Annotated in this window: 11 protein-coding genes; 6 read left to right on the forward strand and 5 right to left on the reverse strand. The window is 71.6% G+C overall.

What is annotated here, in order from left to right:
- Nucleotides 1-54: 54 nt before the first annotated feature.
- On the forward strand, nucleotides 55-972 hold the full coding sequence (locus tag OG241_RS43295) for a GntR family transcriptional regulator (protein WP_405823653.1): 918 nt from the start codon (nucleotides 55-57) through the stop codon (nucleotides 970-972).
- 278 nt (nucleotides 973-1,250) lie between these two features.
- Here OG241_RS43295 and OG241_RS43300 read toward each other — a convergent pair whose 3' ends face one another.
- Both OG241_RS43300 and OG241_RS43305 read right to left on the reverse strand, forming a co-directional pair.
- On the reverse strand, nucleotides 1,251-2,024 hold the full coding sequence (locus OG241_RS43300; RefSeq protein ID WP_405823655.1) for a hypothetical protein: 774 nt from the start codon (nucleotides 2,022-2,024) through the stop codon (nucleotides 1,251-1,253).
- A gap of 201 nt (nucleotides 2,025-2,225) precedes the next feature.
- A complete protein-coding gene (locus OG241_RS43305; protein ID WP_405823657.1) occupies nucleotides 2,226-3,908 on the reverse strand; it encodes a PucR family transcriptional regulator in 1,683 nt (560 codons plus the stop codon).
- Between the two features lie 263 nt (nucleotides 3,909-4,171).
- Here OG241_RS43305 and OG241_RS43310 point away from each other — a divergent pair, with 263 nt between their 5' ends.
- From OG241_RS43310 to OG241_RS43330, 5 genes are all read left to right on the forward strand, one after another.
- On the forward strand, nucleotides 4,172-5,062 hold the full coding sequence (locus OG241_RS43310) for an FAD binding domain-containing protein (RefSeq protein ID WP_405823659.1): 891 nt from the start codon (nucleotides 4,172-4,174) through the stop codon (nucleotides 5,060-5,062).
- Nucleotides 5,062-5,649, forward strand: a complete 588-nt coding sequence (locus OG241_RS43315) for a (2Fe-2S)-binding protein (protein WP_405823660.1) — start codon at nucleotides 5,062-5,064, stop codon at nucleotides 5,647-5,649. The genes OG241_RS43310 and OG241_RS43315 overlap by 1 nt, the downstream gene beginning before the upstream one ends.
- A gap of 1 nt (nucleotide 5,650) precedes the next feature.
- On the forward strand, nucleotides 5,651-8,050 hold the full coding sequence (locus OG241_RS43320) for a xanthine dehydrogenase family protein molybdopterin-binding subunit (protein ID WP_405823662.1): 2,400 nt from the start codon (nucleotides 5,651-5,653) through the stop codon (nucleotides 8,048-8,050).
- Between the two features lie 247 nt (nucleotides 8,051-8,297).
- On the forward strand, nucleotides 8,298-9,737 hold the full coding sequence (locus tag OG241_RS43325; protein ID WP_405823664.1) for an NCS2 family permease: 1,440 nt from the start codon (nucleotides 8,298-8,300) through the stop codon (nucleotides 9,735-9,737).
- Nucleotides 9,738-9,791: 54 nt separating this feature from the next.
- Nucleotides 9,792-10,949, forward strand: a complete 1,158-nt coding sequence (locus OG241_RS43330; protein WP_405823666.1) for an XdhC family protein — start codon at nucleotides 9,792-9,794, stop codon at nucleotides 10,947-10,949.
- A gap of 2 nt (nucleotides 10,950-10,951) precedes the next feature.
- On the opposite strand, the gene eccCb is transcribed toward OG241_RS43330, so the two are convergent.
- The 3 genes from eccCb to OG241_RS43345 are packed head-to-tail and all read right to left on the reverse strand — an operon-like array spanning nucleotide 10,952 to nucleotide 16,232.
- On the reverse strand, nucleotides 10,952-15,265 hold the full coding sequence (eccCb, locus tag OG241_RS43335; RefSeq protein ID WP_405823668.1) for a type VII secretion protein EccCb: 4,314 nt from the start codon (nucleotides 15,263-15,265) through the stop codon (nucleotides 10,952-10,954).
- Complete coding sequence (locus tag OG241_RS43340; protein WP_405823670.1) at nucleotides 15,228-15,731, reverse strand: hypothetical protein; 504 nt, start codon at nucleotides 15,729-15,731, stop codon at nucleotides 15,228-15,230. The genes eccCb and OG241_RS43340 overlap by 38 nt, the downstream gene beginning before the upstream one ends.
- A 60-nt stretch (nucleotides 15,732-15,791) precedes the next feature.
- The gene (locus OG241_RS43345) at nucleotides 15,792-16,232 is read right to left on the reverse strand and encodes an SRPBCC family protein (protein ID WP_405823672.1); all 441 of its coding nucleotides are present in this window, start codon (nucleotides 16,230-16,232) and stop codon (nucleotides 15,792-15,794) included.
- Nucleotides 16,233-16,390 lie beyond the last annotated feature (158 nt).

The raw sequence follows: 16,390 nt of genomic DNA on the forward strand, positions 1-16,390 counted from the left end.
GCCGCAATGACCCCATGTGCCGTCAAGGTGCCATCTAGCCCGGAGGAGGCCCCCGTGCAGCACGCCGGCCCACAGGGCGCGCACGGCTCGACCGAGACCGGGGCCCCGGCCTCCCGCCCGGGCGCCGTACGCGTTCCACCGCAGCTCACAGCGGCGGACGTGGACCGCGGGTGGCGCCCCGGGGCGAGCGGTCCGGCGGCTCGAGACACCGAGGCCGCGAGCGCGCCGACCGACGGCGCCCGGGGTGAGCACACACACAGTGAGCAGCCGATCCCGTTGCCTCGCACGGAACAGTCCCGTCCCGACCGTTCCCGTCCGGCGCAGACACCTCCGGCCCGGACCCGGTCCGTCGTCCAGCGGTCCTCCGTACGCGGCCAGATCCTCGACGCCCTGCGCACCGCGCTCGTCGGGGGCGAGCTGGCGCCCGGGGAGGTGTACTCGGCCCCCGCGCTGGGCGACCGGTTCGGGGTGTCCGCGACGCCGGTTCGCGAGGCGATGCAGCAACTCGCGCTGGAGGGCGCCGTCGAGGTCGTCCCCAACCGGGGCTTCCGCGTCGTGGAACGCGGCGCCCGCGAGCTGGCCGAGCTGGCCGAGATCCGCGCCCTGATCGAACTCCCGGTGCTGCTCCGCCTGGCCGCCACGGTCCCCGCCAAACGCTGGACGGAACTGCGCCCCCTCGCCGAGGCGACGGCCCGCGCGGCGTCCACCGGCTGCCGCGCCACCTACGCGGAGACCGACCGCGCCTTCCACCGGGCGGTCCTGTCCCTCGCCGGCAACACCCAACTCGTCCAGCTCGCCGACGACCTCCACCGCCGCGCCCAATGGCCCCTGGCCGACACGAAGACCGACACCAGCCGAGCAGCCCTCATGGCAGACGCGGCAGACCACGGTTCCCTGCTGGACGCCCTGATCGAAAGAGACGTACAACTGGTCCAGTCACTGACCCGAGACCATGTAACAGGCGCCCACTGACGTGTCGTTGTTGTCCAGCGGGGTGCGGGTCCATGCGGCCAACCCGGACTCACCCCACCCAGGGGCGCGGGGAACTGCGCGACAAGCCACAACGCACCCGCACTGCCACCCAACCGAACCACCCCGCCCGGACGCCCACTGAGACCCGAGACCATGCAACCGGCGCCCGCTGACCGGACCTCAGGGGCGCGGGGAACTGCGCGACAAGCCACAACGCACCCGCACCCGCCACCCAACCGAACCACCCCGCCCGGACGGCGCACTGCAAAGCAACACGATCACGCAGACGCGGCCGGCGGAGCCAACTGCCGCGCCAGCCACGTGGGAACGCCCCCGAGTAGCCGGAACAACCGCCCCGCCTCCGCCCGCAACCGCGAAGCCTCCGGCTCGGACTCCGCATCGGCGAGCGACGCCAGCGCGGGCGCCGTCCCCACCAGATACCCCAACTCCTCCCGAATCCGCAGCGATTCACTGAACCCGTGCCGCGCCTCCGCCAACTCCCCCTCGCGCAGGGCGAGTCCGGCCAGATGACGCCACGTGAACGACAACAGCAGCGGATCGGCGTGCGCGGTCGCCCCCGCGTGCGCGCGCCGGTACGCGGCCCGCGCAGCCTGCGGAGAACGCGCGAGGTTCTCGGCCAGCAGCCCCCGCCGGAAGTCCAGCACCGCCCGCCCCGACGCCCCCGGCGGGATCAACGCCGCCGCCCGACCCAGCGCGGCCCGCGCCTCGTCGGCGCGGTCCCGTACGCCGAGGAGCGTCGACGCGTACGCCAACTGCCCGCGCTCGCACGCCGCCGCGCCCCGCTCGTCGTCGCTCTGGGCCACCGCCTCCGCCGTACGCAGCGCGTCCTCGGCCTCCCCCCAACCCTGCTCGGTGTAGAGGCACCGCTCCACCAGCAGCGCGGCCCGCTGGAGCGAGGCGTCGGCCGTGGTGGGTTCGAGCAGCGCCGCCGCATCCGCCCAGCAGGCGCGTGAACGCAGCCGCCATACCGCGGTCTGGAGTGGATCGTCACCAGAAGTCGTTCCGGAACCAGACATGGCGGTATGCGCCACGTTGCCCTCCCCGAGCACGCCATCGAGCCTGTTGAGTGTGGCGGCATCTCAGCACGAATCCCGGTGCCGGGCCAGGGGGTAGGTGAAAGAATTCACAAAGTCGGGGAAGTTTGCGTGCCCCGGTTGCCGCGCGGCCGGCGCCACCCGGCGCGCACCAGGACCGCACGCCCCGCACCCGGGGCGTCGGACGCCCGCGCCGCCTCAACTCATCCGCAGCGCCAGGAAGAAGTCCAGCTTGTCCTCCAGACGCGAGAGCTCCCGGCCCGTCAACTGCTCGATCCGCCCCACCCGGTACCGCAACGTGTTCACATGCAGATGCAGCCGGGCCGCGCACCGTGTCCACGAGCCGTCGCACTCCAGGAACGCCTCCAGCGTCGGGATCAGCTCGGCCCGGTGCCGTCGGTCGTAGTCCCGCAGGGGGTCCAGGAGCCGGGCCGTGAAGGCGCGGCGGACGTCGTCCGGGACGAACGGGAGCAGCAGCACATGGGAGGCCAGCTCCTGATGGCCCGCCGCACACACCCGGCCGGGGCGCGCCCCGGCCACCCGGCGGGCGTGCCGTGCCTCCTCCAGTGCCCCGCGCAGTCCCTCCGCCGAGTGCACGGTCGCGCTGACCCCGATCGTCAGCCGCCCGTCGTCGTCCAGGCCCGCCGACAGCGGATCCCGTACGGCGGCGAGCAGCTCCTCGGCCAGGATCCCCGCCTCCGAACCGTCGTGCTCCGACGACACCGCCGGCAGCGGTACGAGGGCGACCGCCTCGTCCCCCGTATGGGCCACGGCGATCCGGTCGGAGTGCTCCGGGCCCGTCAGCAGCGGGTCGACAAGGATTTCCTCCAGCAAAGCCTGGGCCACCGGGCCGCCCTCGGTCCCGCCGCCGGACCAGTCCACGCGGGCCACGACGACCTGCCAGTGCGGGGCCGCTCCGAGGCCGGGCAGCAGCACCGGCGCGGCAACCCGCAGCCGGGCCGCGATCTCAGCGGGCGCCGCGCCCGTCTGCACCAGCTCCAGAACCTCCTGCGCGAGCCGCCGCCGTACCGTTTGCGCCGCGTCGCGCCGGTCGCGCTCGACCGCGATCAGCTGGGTGACGCCCTGGAGCAGATCGAGCCGCTCCGCCGGCCAGTCCCCGGCGTCCGCCTCGACGGCGAGCAGCCAGTCGGACAGCAGGGTCTCGCGCACGTCCCGTGAGCCGCCCTGGTCGGCGCCGGTGCGGCTGTCGCCGCGGACGGGGAAGAGGGAGTACGCCGTGCCGCCCACCACCACCCGGTGGGGTCCACGTCTGCCGGTGCGGGCCGCCGCCAGGTACTCGGCCGCCAGCGTCGCGCGGACGCCGGGAGCCGGGGCGGGGCCGGACACCTTCGAGCCCGCGATGAGCCGGCCGGCCGGGGACAGGACCCAGGCGCGCAGATCGAGGTCGGAGCCGAGCAGGTCCAGGACGACATCGGGGCCGCCGCCCGCCGGACCCGAGGTCATCATCCGCCGGTGCCGGTCCACGACCGCCGCCAGATCTCCGGCGCGCTCACCGGACACCTGCCGCACGACATGCTCGGTGATCGACGCGAACGCCACCGACTCGTGCACCGCGAACAGCGGCAGCCGGTGCCGGGCGCAGGCCGTGACCAGATCGTCCGGGATGTTCCCCAGCTCGGCCTCACCGGCGGCCAGGGCCGCGACCCCGGCACCCGCCAGGAGCCGTACGAACGCCTCGGAGTCCGCCGGGTCCCGGCGCCACGCCAGACCCGTGAGCACCAGCTCGCCGCCCGAGAGATAGCGGCTGGGGTCCCTGAGGTCGGTGGTCATCACCCCTCGTACGGTGCGGTCCAGCTCGTCCTCGCCGCCGAGCAGCGTGAGGCCCAGCGCGTCCGTGTCCAGCAGTGCGCGCAGCCGCATTCTCGTCGCCGCCGTTCTGTCCGAGAGCCGCGCTTTCGCGCCTGCGCGGCGATCACTGTTTCCAGGGAAAATCGGAGACGTTACCGATGGCCCCCTGTTTATACGAATCTACAAGACGATTGCCCTGGCCAGCCAACTCCTTCATGGTTTCCGTGACTGACCCCGGTGCGGCACAGCCCTGTGTACTGGTTTCACCGCACGTGAACAGCGCATGAACGAGCCAATGGCACCCGCGTACGCGACGAAGAGGAAAAGAGCCGGTCATGGACTTCCTTCGCCCCGCCAGCTGGGAGGAGGCGCTCGCCGCGAAGGCCGAGCACCCCACCGCTGTGCCCATCGCGGGCGGCACCGACGTGATGGTCGAGATCAACTTCGACCACCGCCGGCCCGAGTACCTCCTCGACCTGACCCGGGTCGGAGATCTGTACGAATGGGAGACCGGCGAGCAGAGCGTGCGGCTCGGCGCCTCGGTCCCGTACAGCCGGATCATGGAGAACCTGCGCGGTGAACTGCCGGGCCTGGCCCTCGCCTCGCACACGGTCGCCTCCCCGCAGATCCGCAACCGGGGCGGCGTCGGCGGCAACCTCGGCACCGCCTCCCCGGCCGGTGACGCCCACCCGGCGCTCCTCGCCGCCGGGGCGGAAGTCGAGGCCGAGTCCGTCCGGGGGACGCGGCTGATCCCGATCGACGACTTCTACACGGGCGTGAAGCGCAACGCGCTCGCCCCCGACGAGCTCATCCGCGCCGTCCACATCAGGAAGGCGGACGGGCCCCAGCAGTACTCCAAGGTGGGCACGCGCAACGCCATGGTCATCGCGGTCTGCGCCTTCGGGCTCGCGCTGCACCCGGAGACCCGGACCGTCCGTACGGGGATCGGTTCGGCGGCGCCCACACCCGTCCGGGCCAAGGCCGCCGAGGAGTTCCTGAACGCGGCACTCGAGGAGGGCGGCTTCTGGGACAACGGGAAGATCATCACCCCGTCGGTCGCCAAGCAGTTCGCCGCGCTGTGCGCGGGCGCCTGCAACCCCATCGACGACGTCCGGGGCACCGCGAGTTACCGCCGCCATGCGGTCGGCGTGATGGCCCGGCGCACGCTCACCTGGACCTGGGAGTCGTACCGCGGCACCGCCGCCCACACGGAGGGAGTCGCGTAATGCGCGTCAGTTTCACGGTCAACGGACGGCCCCAGGAGGCCGACGACGTGTGGGAGGGCGAGTCCCTGCTCTACGTCCTGCGGGAGCGGCTCGGCCTGCCGGGCTCCAAGAACGCCTGCGAACAGGGCGAGTGCGGGTCGTGCACCGTCCGGCTCGACGGCGTACCCGTGTGCTCGTGCCTGGTCGCTGCGGGGCAGGTGGAGGGGCGCGAGGTCATCACGGTCGAAGGGCTCGCCGACTACGCCAAGCAGCGTACGGAGCACGGCGGTTGCACAACAGGCGCCTGCGGTACGGAACTTGACGCGGCCAAGCGCTGGCAGCCCAAGGGCGCCGCCGACTCCCAGACCGGCGAGGGCACCGAACTCGCCCCCATCCAGCAGGCGTTCATCGACGCCGGAGCCGTCCAGTGCGGCTTCTGTACGCCCGGACTGCTGGTCGCCGCCGACGAGATGCTGGAGCAGAACCCCAACCCGACCGACGCGGACATCCGCGAGGCGCTGTCGGGCAACCTGTGCCGCTGCACGGGCTACGAGAAGATCATGGACGCGGTCCGGCTGGCGGCGGCCCGACAGGGAGAGGCGGTCTGACATGCCCGGCAGGAACGCACCCCTCGGGACCCCCACCAAGGTCACCCAGGGCTCGAAGACCAAGGGCGGCATCGGCGAGTCCACGCTCCGCCCCGACGGCACCCTCAAGGTCACCGGCGAGTTCGCGTACTCGTCCGACATGTGGCACGAGGACATGCTCTGGGGCCAGATCCTGCGCTCCACGGTCGCCCACGCCGAGATCGTCTCCATCGACACCGCCGAGGCCCTCGCGCTCCCCGGCGTGTACGCCGTCATGACGTACGACGATCTGCCGACCGACGTGCGGAACTACGGCCTGGAGGTCCAGGACACCCCGGTCCTCGCCCACGGGAAGGTCCGCCACCACGGCGAACCCGTCGCGATCGTCGCCGCCGACCACCCGGAGACCGCGCGCCGAGCCGCCGCCAAGATCAAGGTCGAGTACCGCGAACTGCCGGTCGTCACCGACGAGGCCGCCGCGACCGCGCCGGACGCGATCCTCATCCACGAGAACCGCACCGACCGCCACTTCGCCCACGTCGACCACCCCAACATCGTCCACCGCCAACCGATCGTTCGCGGCGACGTCGAAGCCGCCCGCGCCCGCGCCGACTTCATCGTCACCGGCGAGTACACCTTCGGCATGCAGGACCAGGCGTTCCTGGGCCCGGAGTCGGGCCTCGCGGTCCCCGGGGAGGACGGCGGCGTCGACCTGTACATCGCCACCCAGTGGCTGCACTCCGACCTGCGCCAGATCGCGCCCGTCCTCGGCCTGCCCGAGGACAAGGTCCGGATGACACTGTCCGGTGTCGGCGGCGCCTTCGGCGGACGCGAGGACCTGTCGATGCAGATCCATGCCTGTCTGCTCGCCCTGCGCACCGGCAAACCGGTGAAGATCGTCTACAACCGCTTCGAGTCCTTCTTCGGCCACGTCCACCGGCACCCCGCGAGGCTCAGCTACGAGCACGGGGCCACCAAGGACGGCAAGCTGACCCACCTGAAGGCGCGGATCGTCCTCGACGGCGGCGCGTACGCCTCCACCTCACCGGCGGTCGTCGGCAACGCGGCCTCGCTCGGCGCCGGCCCGTACGTCGTCGACGACGTCGAGATCGACTGCCTCGCCCTCTACACCAACAACCCGCCCTGCGGCGCGATGCGCGGCTTCGGCGCGGTCCAGGCATGCTTCGCCTACGAGGCACAGATGGACAAGCTCGCCGACGCGGTGGGCATGGACCGGGTCGAGTTCCGCCGCCTCAACGCCATGGAACAGGGCACGCTCCTGCCGACCGGACAGGCGGTCGACTCCCCGGCCCCGGTCGCCGAACTCCTGCGCCGAGTGAAGGCGATGCCTTTGCCTCCGGAGCAGCAGTGGCTGACGGCGGGCGAGGCGGCGGACGTACGCCAGCTGCCGGGCGGCCTCTCCAACACCACCCACGGCGAGGGTGTGGTCCGGGGCATCGGCTACGCGGTCGGCATCAAGAACGTCGGCTTCTCCGAGGGCTTCGACGACTACTCGACCGCCCGGGTACGTATGGAGGTGGTCGGCGGCGAGCCGGTGGCCACGGTCCACACGGCGATGGCGGAGGTCGGCCAGGGCGGCGTCACCGTCCACGCCCAGATCGCCCGCACCGAGCTGGGCGTCACCCAGGTGACGATCCACCCCGCCGACACCCGGGTCGGCTCGGCCGGTTCGACCTCGGCCTCCCGGCAGACGTACGTCACCGGTGGCGCCGTCAAGAACTCGTGCGAGCTGGTCCGCGAGAAGGTCCTGGAGGCGGGACGCCGCAAGTTCGGCTCCTACCACCCGGCCTGGGCGACGGCTGAACTGCTCCTGGAGGGCGGCAAGGTCGTCACGGACGCCGGCGAGGTCCTCGCCGACCTGGTGGACGTCCTGGGCGAGGAGTCCTTCGAGGTCGAGGAGGTGTGGCGGCACCGGCCCACCGAACCCTTCGACCTGCGCACCGGGCAGGGATTCGGACACGTCCAGTACTCGTTCGCCGCGCACCGGGCGGTCGTCGAGGTCGACACCGAGCTGGGCCTGGTCAAGGTCATCGAACTGGCCTGCGCACAGGATGTCGGCAAGGCGCTCAACCCGCTGTCGGTCGTCGGCCAGATCCAGGGCGGCACCACCCAGGGGCTGGGCATCGCGGTGATGGAGGAGATCGTCGTCGACCCCAAGACGGCCAAGGTGCGCAACCCGTCCTTCACGGACTACCTGATCCCCACCATCCTCGACACCCCGACCATCCCGGTCGACGTCCTCGAACTGGCCGACGACCACGCCCCGTACGGCCTCCGTGGCATCGGCGAGGCACCGACCCTGTCGTCGACCCCGGCCGTCCTGGCGGCGATCCGCGCCGCGACGGGCCTGGAACTGACGAAGACGCCGGTACGCCCGGAGCACCTGACTGGTACGGCGTAGTCGGTTCGTTGCCGTGTGCGGGTCCGTGGGGGCTGGTCGCGCAGTTCCCCGCGCCCCTGAAACGCGGGGGCTTCGCCCCTCGTCTTTCGGGCCGCAGGACCAGGGCCTTTCTTAGGGGCGCGGGGAACTGCGCGAGAAGCCCCACGGGCCCGCACCCGACCACGAACCCAACAACCCCTCGTTCGCCTCGGGCCGTCCCCCGGGTCGTGCACCTTCCCAACCCCCTATGAACCTTGGGAGTCGGCACATGACCCAACAGACCCTGGAAGACAGGGCACCCGGAACCCCCGTCCAGCCGGGCCGGTCCCGGCTGGACCGGTACTTCCACATCACCGCCCGAGACTCCACCCTCGCCCGCGAGATACGCGGCGGCATCACCACCTTCATGGCGATGGCGTACATCCTGCTCCTCAACCCGCTGATCCTCTCCGGCAAGGACGCCGCCGGAAACACCCTCGACCAGCACGCCCTGATCACCGCCACCGCCTTCGCCGCAGCCCTCACCACGCTCCTCATGGGCTTCCTAGGCAAGGTCCCGCTAGCCCTCGCGGCCGGCCTGTCCGTGTCCGGCGTGCTGTCCTCGCAGGTGGCGCCCGCCATGACCTGGCCGCAGGCGATGGGCATGTGCGTGCTGTACGGCGTCGTCATCATGTTGCTGGTCGTCACCGGCCTCCGCGAGATGATCATGAACGCGATCCCACTGGCGCTGAAGCACGCGATCACCATGGGCATCGGTCTGTTCGTCGCGCTGATCGGCCTGGTGAAGGCCGGCTTCGTCCACCAGGGCGAGGCGACCCCGCTCTCCCTCGGCCCGGACGGCGAACTCGCGGGCTGGCCCGTGCTGTTGTTCGCCGCGACCCTCCTCCTCATCTTCATGCTCCAGGCCCGAGGTGTTCCGGGCGCCATCCTCATCGGCATCGTCAGCGGTACCGTGCTGGCCGTCGTGCTCAACGCGACGCACGTCATCGACCCGAGGCAATGGGCGAGCGGCGCACCGGAGTTGCACGGCAGCGCGGTGTCGATGCCCGACTTCTCGCTCTTCGGGGACGTCGAGTTCGGCGGCTGGGGACAGGTCGGCGCGATGACGGTCGGCATGATCGTGTTCACCCTCGTCCTCGCCGGATTCTTCGACGCGATGGCGACGATCATCGGGGTCGGCACGGAGGCCGGACTCGCCGACGACAAGGGCCGGATGCCGGGCCTGTCCAAGGCGCTGTTCATCGACGGCGCGGGCGGGGCGATCGGCGGCGTCGCCGGGGCCTCGGGCCAGACGGTGTTCGTGGAGTCGGCGACGGGCGTGGGGGAGGGCGCCCGCACCGGCCTGTCCTCCGTCGTCACGGGCCTGTTCTTCGCGGCCTGTCTGTTCTTCACCCCGCTGACGGCGATCGTGCCCGGGGAGGTCGCGGCGGCCGCCCTGGTGGTGATCGGCGCGATGATGATGTCGAACGCCCGGCACGTCGACTGGGCCGACCGTGCCACCGCCGTCCCGGTCTTCCTGACCGTCGTGATCATGCCGTTCACGTACTCGATCACGGCGGGTGTCGCGGCCGGCGTGATCTCGTACACCGCCATCAGGGTCGCGCAGGGCAGGGCACGGGAGATCGGTGCGTTCATGTGGGCCCTGACAGGCATCTTCTTCGTCTATTTCGCCCTCAATCCTCTTGAGGGCTGGCTGGGCGTGCACTAGCCGCACAGCCGGCCCCGCAGGCCCTTCCGTTCCGCCGTCGTCAAGGAGACCGAGATGCTGGACATCGCCGAAGAACTGCACCGGTGGGTCGAGCAGGGACGTGACTTCGCCGTGGCCACCGTGGTGGCCGTGAGCGGCAGCGCGCCCCGCCGGCCCGGCGCCGCCCTCGCGGTGGACGCCGACGGCACGGCGATCGGCTCGGTCTCCGGCGGCTGTGTGGAGGGCGCGGTGTACGAGCTGTGCCAACAGGCCCTGGTGGACGGCGAGTCGGTCCTCGAACGCTTCGGCTACAGCGACGACGACGCCTTCGCCGTGGGCCTGACCTGCGGCGGCGTCATCGACATCCTGGTGACGCCGGTACGGGCGTCGGCGCCCGCCCGTTCCGTGTTCGCGTCGGCGCTGGCCGCCGCCGCGAACGGGGAGGCGGCGGCCGTGGCGCGGATCGTCTCCGGCCCGGGAGAGCTGCTGGGCCGGCCGCTGTTCGTCGGCCCGGACGGCTCGTACGAGGGCGGCTTCGGCGCGCATCCCGAGCTGGACCGTACGGTGGCCGCCGAGGCGCGCGCCCTGCTCGACGCGGGCCGCACCGGCACCCTGGAGATCGGAGAGCGGGGCTCTCGTTGCGGAGCACCGCTCACGGTTCTGGTCGAGTCGTCGGTGCCGCCGCCCCGGATGATCGTGTTCGGCGCGATCGACTTCGCGTCCGCGCTGGCCCGCATGGGCAAGTTCCTCGGCTATCACGTGACGGTCTGCGACGCCCGCCCGGTGTTCGCGACGCGCGCCCGTTTCCCCGAGGCGGACGAGATCGTCGTCGAGTGGCCGCACCGCTACCTGGAACGGACGGCCGTGGACGCCCGTACGGTCCTGTGCGTCCTCACCCACGACGCCAAGTTCGACGTACCCCTGCTCCAGCTCGCACTGCGGCTGCCGGTGGCGTACGTCGGCGCGATGGGGTCCCGCCGGACCCACCTGGACCGGAACGAGAGACTGCGCGAAGTCGGCGTCACCGAGCTGGAGTTGGCGCGCCTCAGGTCACCGATCGGGCTGGACCTGGGTGCCCGTACGCCCGAGGAGACCGCGTTGTCCATCATGTCGGAGATCGTCGCCAACAGGCGTGGCGGCAGCGGGGTTTCGCTGACCGGGGCGCACACGCCGATCCATCACGACGTCACCTCGGTGTCCGTACCGGCGGGGCGGATCGGGTCGGTGGCCTGACGTCACTCGAACGCCGGTGGCGGATAAGCGAGTTGGACCCCCTGAGTGGCCCTGCGCGTGACCAGGGTGCCGCGTCCGGGCGGCTGACGGGTCGGTTTGACGCTGCCCAGCAGGAAGCCCTCGTTGGGGTCGCCGGAGAGCATGAGCCCCTGCGCGCCGAGGTCCTTCAACCGTGTCACGAAGGGTTCGTACAGAGCCCTCGACGCCCCGCCCGAACTGCGCGCCAGTACGACGCGCAGGCCCAGATCGCGGGCGAACGGCAGATATTCGATGAGCGGCGCGAGGGGGTTGCCGCTGCTGGTGGCGACCAGGTCGTAGTCGTCGACCAGCAGGTACACCTCCTTGCCCCGGTACCAGCTGCGGTCGCGCAGCTGCTCGGCCGTCACATCGGGGCCGGGCATCCGGGCCTTCAGGACGTCGGCCAGCTGTGTCATGACCTCGGCGACCGGGGGCCCCGAAGGGCAGTAGCTCAGCAGGTACTCCTCGGGCACCTCGCCGAGCAGTGACCGCCGGTAGTCGACCACGAGCAGCTGAGCCTCCTCCGGCGACACCCGGGCGCACAACTGGCGGACCAGCAGCCGCAGAAACGAACTCTTGCCGGACTCGGACTCACCGAAGACCAGGAAGAAGGGGTCGTTGGAGAAGTCGAGGAACACCGGGGCGAGACTGGCGTCGTCGATGCCGACGGCCATGGCACGGCCCGGGGAGTCGTCGGGGCCGGGAAGCTCGTCGAGGGGGACCAGGGCCGGAAGGGTGCGTACGGGTGGGGCCGTCGGGCCCTGCCAGCCGGCGCGGACGGCCGCGACCAGACTCTCCGTCGTCCCGCCGGTGAGCTCCCCGGCGGCCTCGGTCCCCATCCTTGGCAGGGCGGTCACGAAGTGCAGCTTGTTGCGGGCCAGGCCGTGACCCGGACGGCCCGGGGGGACGTACTGCGCCTGGCGCCGGTCGATCTCGGACTCCGCCGTGTCACCGAGACGCAGCTCGAACCTGCTGACCAGGAGATCGCGCTGGTGCGGCCGCACCTCCGCGTAGCGGGAGGCGGCGACCAGCAGATGCACGCCGTGGGCCAGGCCACGGGAGGCGATTTCCGTGACGACGGGTTCGAGCGCCTCGAAGTCCCTCCGGAGGGTCGCCCAGCCGTCGACGACGAGGAAGATGTCGGTGGCCAGGGGCTGGTCCGGCCATTCGCCGGCGGCGCGGCGCCGGCGGTACGTGCGGATCGAGTCGATGCCCTGCTCGCGGAAGAACACCTCGCGCTCACCGAGGACCCGGGAGAAATCGGCGACCGTACGCCGCACCTGGTCCGGGTCCAGCCGGGAGAAGACGCCGCCGACATGGGGCAGTTCGGCCAGGGCGGCCAGTCCTCCGCCACCGAAGTCGAGGCAGTAGAACTGCACTTCGGCGGCGGTGTGGGTGAGGGCGAGCGAGGTGATGAGCGTGGCGAGCAGGGTCGACTTGCCGGACTGCGGTCCACCGACGACCAGGGCGTTCCCCTCGGCCCCGGACGCGTCCAGGGAGATGACGGTGCGCCGCTGGTGGTACGGGTCGTCGGCCAGTGCGAACCGGGCGAGGAGAAGCTCGGAGCCCGGGGCCTGCAAGCCATGCCGGGAGTTGAGGGCGATCTTCCCGGGAAGTACCTGATCGAGGGTGGGCGACTCGTCCAGTGGTGGCAGCCAGATCCGGTGGGCGGCCGGGTCGGCGTCCCGCAGCTGTTCGACGGCCATATCCACCAGCGAGAGGTAGTCGTCGGCCGGGTCCGCCTTCGGCACCGGGCCGGACACGTACGAGGCCTTGAAACGGACCAGCGTGTCCGTCGTGTCGGCCTTGAGGAACCCGGCACCCGGGTCCGGCGGCAGATGGTAGGCGTCGGGATGGCCGAGCACCGCACGGGACTCGGCCGCCGAGAAGGTGCGCAGCCCGATGCGGTACGACAGATGGGCCTCCAGCCCGCGCAGTCGGCCTTCATCCAGACGCTGCGAGACCAGCAGCATGTGCACGCCCAGGGCCCGGCCGACCCGGCCGACCTGCACGAAGAGGTCGATGAAGTCCGGGTACGCGACCAGGAGTTCGGAGAATTCGTCGACCATCAGCACCAGCGTCGGCAGCGGTTCGAGGCCGTCGCGGGAGGCGCGGGCCTTCTGGTACTCATGGATGCTCAGACCCGCGGCCCGCAACAGCTGCTGGCGCCGGGCCAGTTCGCCGCTGATCGCCTCTCCCATCCGCGCCACGAGCAGTGGATCGTCCGCCAGCCCGGAGATGATCCCCGAGACGTGGGGCAGGTCCGCGAGCTGCGCGAACGTCGCGCTCCCCTTGAAGTCGGCCAGCACGAAGGCCACTTCCTCCGGCGAATGGCGCACGGCCAGTCCCAGGACGATCGAGCGCAGCAGCTCTGACTTGCCGGAGCCGGTCGCGCCCACGCACAGACCGTGCGGGCCCATTCCCCCGTGCGCGCTCTCCTTGAGGTCGAGGAACACCGTCTGACCGTCCTCGCCGAGCCCGATCGGCACCCTCAGCCGGTCCTCGGGGGACGGCCGGGCGCGCAGGGCCGCCAGATTGGGCGAAGCCGTGTTCCCGACCCCCAACAGGCCGGTGAGAACGCCTCCTTGGCGGCCGACGGAAGGCCTGGCGTGCCCACCAGTGCTCTCCCGGCTCCGGAGCGCCGCCCACCCGGCCCGAACCGATTCCGCCGTCTCCGCCAGCGACTCCCGCGCTGCCACCGGACCCGCCCCGTCGTCGAAGCGCGGCACCGCCACCCGGAACCGCCGACGCCGGGACAGCGCCCAGCCGACCGAGATCCCGGACGCCAGCGAAGGGTCGAAGAAGGACTCCTCCGGGTCGTCCAGGGCGAGTTCGAGCCGGGTGCCCAGCAGCCCGCGCAGATCGGTGGTGAAGTCGCTCCAACGGCGGGCCGTGGCCACCAGATGGACGCCGTAGTTCAGTCCGGTGTTGGCGAGCCGGTGGACCGTTTCCGCGAACTCCGGATGTTCCCAGGTGAAGTCGAGCCAGCCGTCCACCACCAGAAAGACGTCGCTCGCCGCCCCCTGTTCGATCCGCCCGGTGGTGCGCAGTGCGCGGAACGCCTCGATGGAGTCGATGTCGAGGTCGCGGAACAGGGTGCGCCGGGTGGAGATCACCGCCTTGACCGCCGTGAGAGCCTCCTCGACCGCGCTGTGCTCGTGCGGCGCCGCGAACGTCCGTACGTGCGGCAGCGAGCGCAGCACGCCGAGCCGGTTGACCGCGCCCTCCAGTAGATGGAACTCCGCCTCGTGCGGGGTGTGGGTCAGCGCCAGCGACATGATCATGGAGCGCAGCAGGGTGGTCTTGCCGCTGCCCAGTTTGCCGACGACCGCCGCGTTGCCGTCCCGGCCGGCGAAGTCCACGCACATGGTTTCCGACCCGGTGCTGTTCTCCAGGCGGCCGACAGGCACGAGCAGCCGGGATGCGCCTTCCCACGCGTCGCAGACGAAACCCCGGTCGACGGTCTCCACGGGAGGCGGCAGCAGCGAGCCGAGCGTGAGTTCGTCGGCCAGGGCGGCGCGGGCGGCGGGGCCGGCGGACGCGTCGATCCAGGGCGCGTAGGCGAGGGCGACATTCCCCTCGCACTGGCCCGACTTGGTCGGCGTCTGCTCGGGCCCCGCCTGGTTGACCACCGTGTCGTGGACGAACGTGTACAGCTCCTCCGGGGTGATCACGCCGTCGCGGTTCTGGTCGGCGAGGCCGCTGCGCAGCCCTTCGATCACGGCGGCCGTGAACCTCGGCGCCGACAGGCTGTTGTCGACACTGAGCTGCTCGCCCTCGTACGCGTACTCCAGGGCCGTCGACGCCGTGATGACGAACGTGCCGCGCCCGCCGAGCGCCTTCTCTACGTTCACGGGGGCGGGCGACATGGGGGAGCCCCGGTGGAAGAGCCCGCTGTAGCAGCAGTCCAGCAGCACGATCTTGGTGCGGGCCTCGCACTCGTCGAGGAGCTGGTGCAGCAGCGCGGCCGGGATGGCGGTGGTGTGCGGACGCTGCAGTCTCGTGCTGAGCGTGGCGAAGAACAGCCGGTCGGCGTCGTTGCGGATGCCGTGGCACGCGAAGTAGAGCAGCACGAGATCGTCGGGGTCGCGGTTGCTGAGAACCTCCTCGATCGCGGACTCGATCTCGTCCTTGGGCCTGTTCAGCAGTTCGAGGACCGGCTCGAAACGGCCGATCGACCGGTCCTCCAGCAGAGCCTTCAGCTCGGTGGCACCCCGGGCGGGCCGTCTGAGTCTGCTGAGCCCGGGATCCTGGTAGCCGTCAGTCGCGACGAGCAGTGCGATCCGGCGTCCCGCCATCGCCAACTCCCGGATCGCTGTTGGTGTTCGGGCCGGTCGCGACGCCGGTGCCCGAATCGGCCGGGGCGCTCGCCACCGCGGCCGTCCCCGCCTGGATCCGTGCGGTCACCGCCTCGACCAGCGCCTGCTGGTCCTTGGCGGACAGGGCGTCGAACGACCCCTTGTGCCCGTCGATCTCCCACTCCACCGACCGTGCCTTCGAGCGCTGCACAAAGGCGACGACGACGTTGCTCAGGGCCTTCAGCGCGGCGGCGGAGAAGGCCCCGCTGACCACCAGCACCGCCAGGTCGTGCCCCACGCCGGCCATCGACTCCTCGGGCGCGGCAACCGTCCCGCGTTCGACCCGGAGGAGGCCGAGGGTGCGCAGATTGCCGTACAGACTGCGGACCTGACGGTCCGTCTGCTCCGCGGTGGCGCCCGGACCCGAGTCGATCCGAAGCTCCAGCCGCACGTTCTCCTCGTGCACGCTCGCCCCTTCCCCCGACCGGCCGTACCGCCGGCTCCACGGAGTCGATCGTAACGTCCGTCACCCCATCCTCAGCAGCCGGTTCACCGCCCGCCCGAACACATACCGCGACACCGCCGCCAGCGGACGGTCGAACAGCGACGGCAGCAGCCGTACGCGCAACTCCTCGCGCCAGACCACCCGTGAGCGGCCGCCCGGGCCCGGACGCACCTCGATCTCCGCCCAGCCCAGGACGACCCGGCCGCGTTTCTCCAGGCGGCACAGTCCCGGTGAGTCCTCGGTCGGTGGCCGCCAGACGGTGACCTCCATCCGGTCGTCGAAGGCGAGGGGGCCGATCCCCGAGCGGGCGACGAACACCGTGCCCTCGTGGGTCGGCGGGGCGGTGAGCACCCTGACGCGGGTCAGGGGGACCACGGAGGCGTGGCGGGGCCACTCCGTGAGCCGGCCCCAGGCGTCGTCGAGGGGGAGCGGCACCGTACGTTCGAGGAGGAAGTTGACCACGGCACGATCGTAGGGAACCCGACCGTGCCGCACGGCACGTTCCGGGGCCGTGCGGCCCGTGTTCGGCGCGGGCCCGCACAGGGGCGACGGGCTGCGCGCCGCGCCGGGACCGGTGGGCCCGGGGCGAGGTTGTGCGCCGACGACCGCTTCCGCCCCCG

This window comes from Streptomyces sp. NBC_01390, from assembly GCF_045040105.1.
Classification (GTDB): domain Bacteria; phylum Actinomycetota; class Actinomycetes; order Streptomycetales; family Streptomycetaceae; genus Streptomyces.

Bases quoted from the DNA above. Each gene is read 5' to 3' on its own strand.
- OG241_RS43305 (WP_405823657.1), bottom strand. From the start codon at position 3,908: ATGCGGCTGCGCGCACTGCTGGACACGGACGCGCTGGGCCTCACGCTG.
- OG241_RS43315 (WP_405823660.1), top strand. From the start codon at position 5,062: ATGCGCGTCAGTTTCACGGTCAACGGACGGCCCCAGGAGGCCGACGAC.
- OG241_RS43330 (WP_405823666.1), top strand. From the start codon at position 9,792: ATGCTGGACATCGCCGAAGAACTGCACCGGTGGGTCGAGCAGGGACGT.
- OG241_RS43320 (WP_405823662.1), top strand. From the start codon at position 5,651: ATGCCCGGCAGGAACGCACCCCTCGGGACCCCCACCAAGGTCACCCAG.
- OG241_RS43310 (WP_405823659.1), top strand. From the start codon at position 4,172: ATGGACTTCCTTCGCCCCGCCAGCTGGGAGGAGGCGCTCGCCGCGAAG.
- OG241_RS43325 (WP_405823664.1), top strand. From the start codon at position 8,298: ATGACCCAACAGACCCTGGAAGACAGGGCACCCGGAACCCCCGTCCAG.
- eccCb (WP_405823668.1), bottom strand. From the start codon at position 15,265: ATGGCGGGACGCCGGATCGCACTGCTCGTCGCGACTGACGGCTACCAG.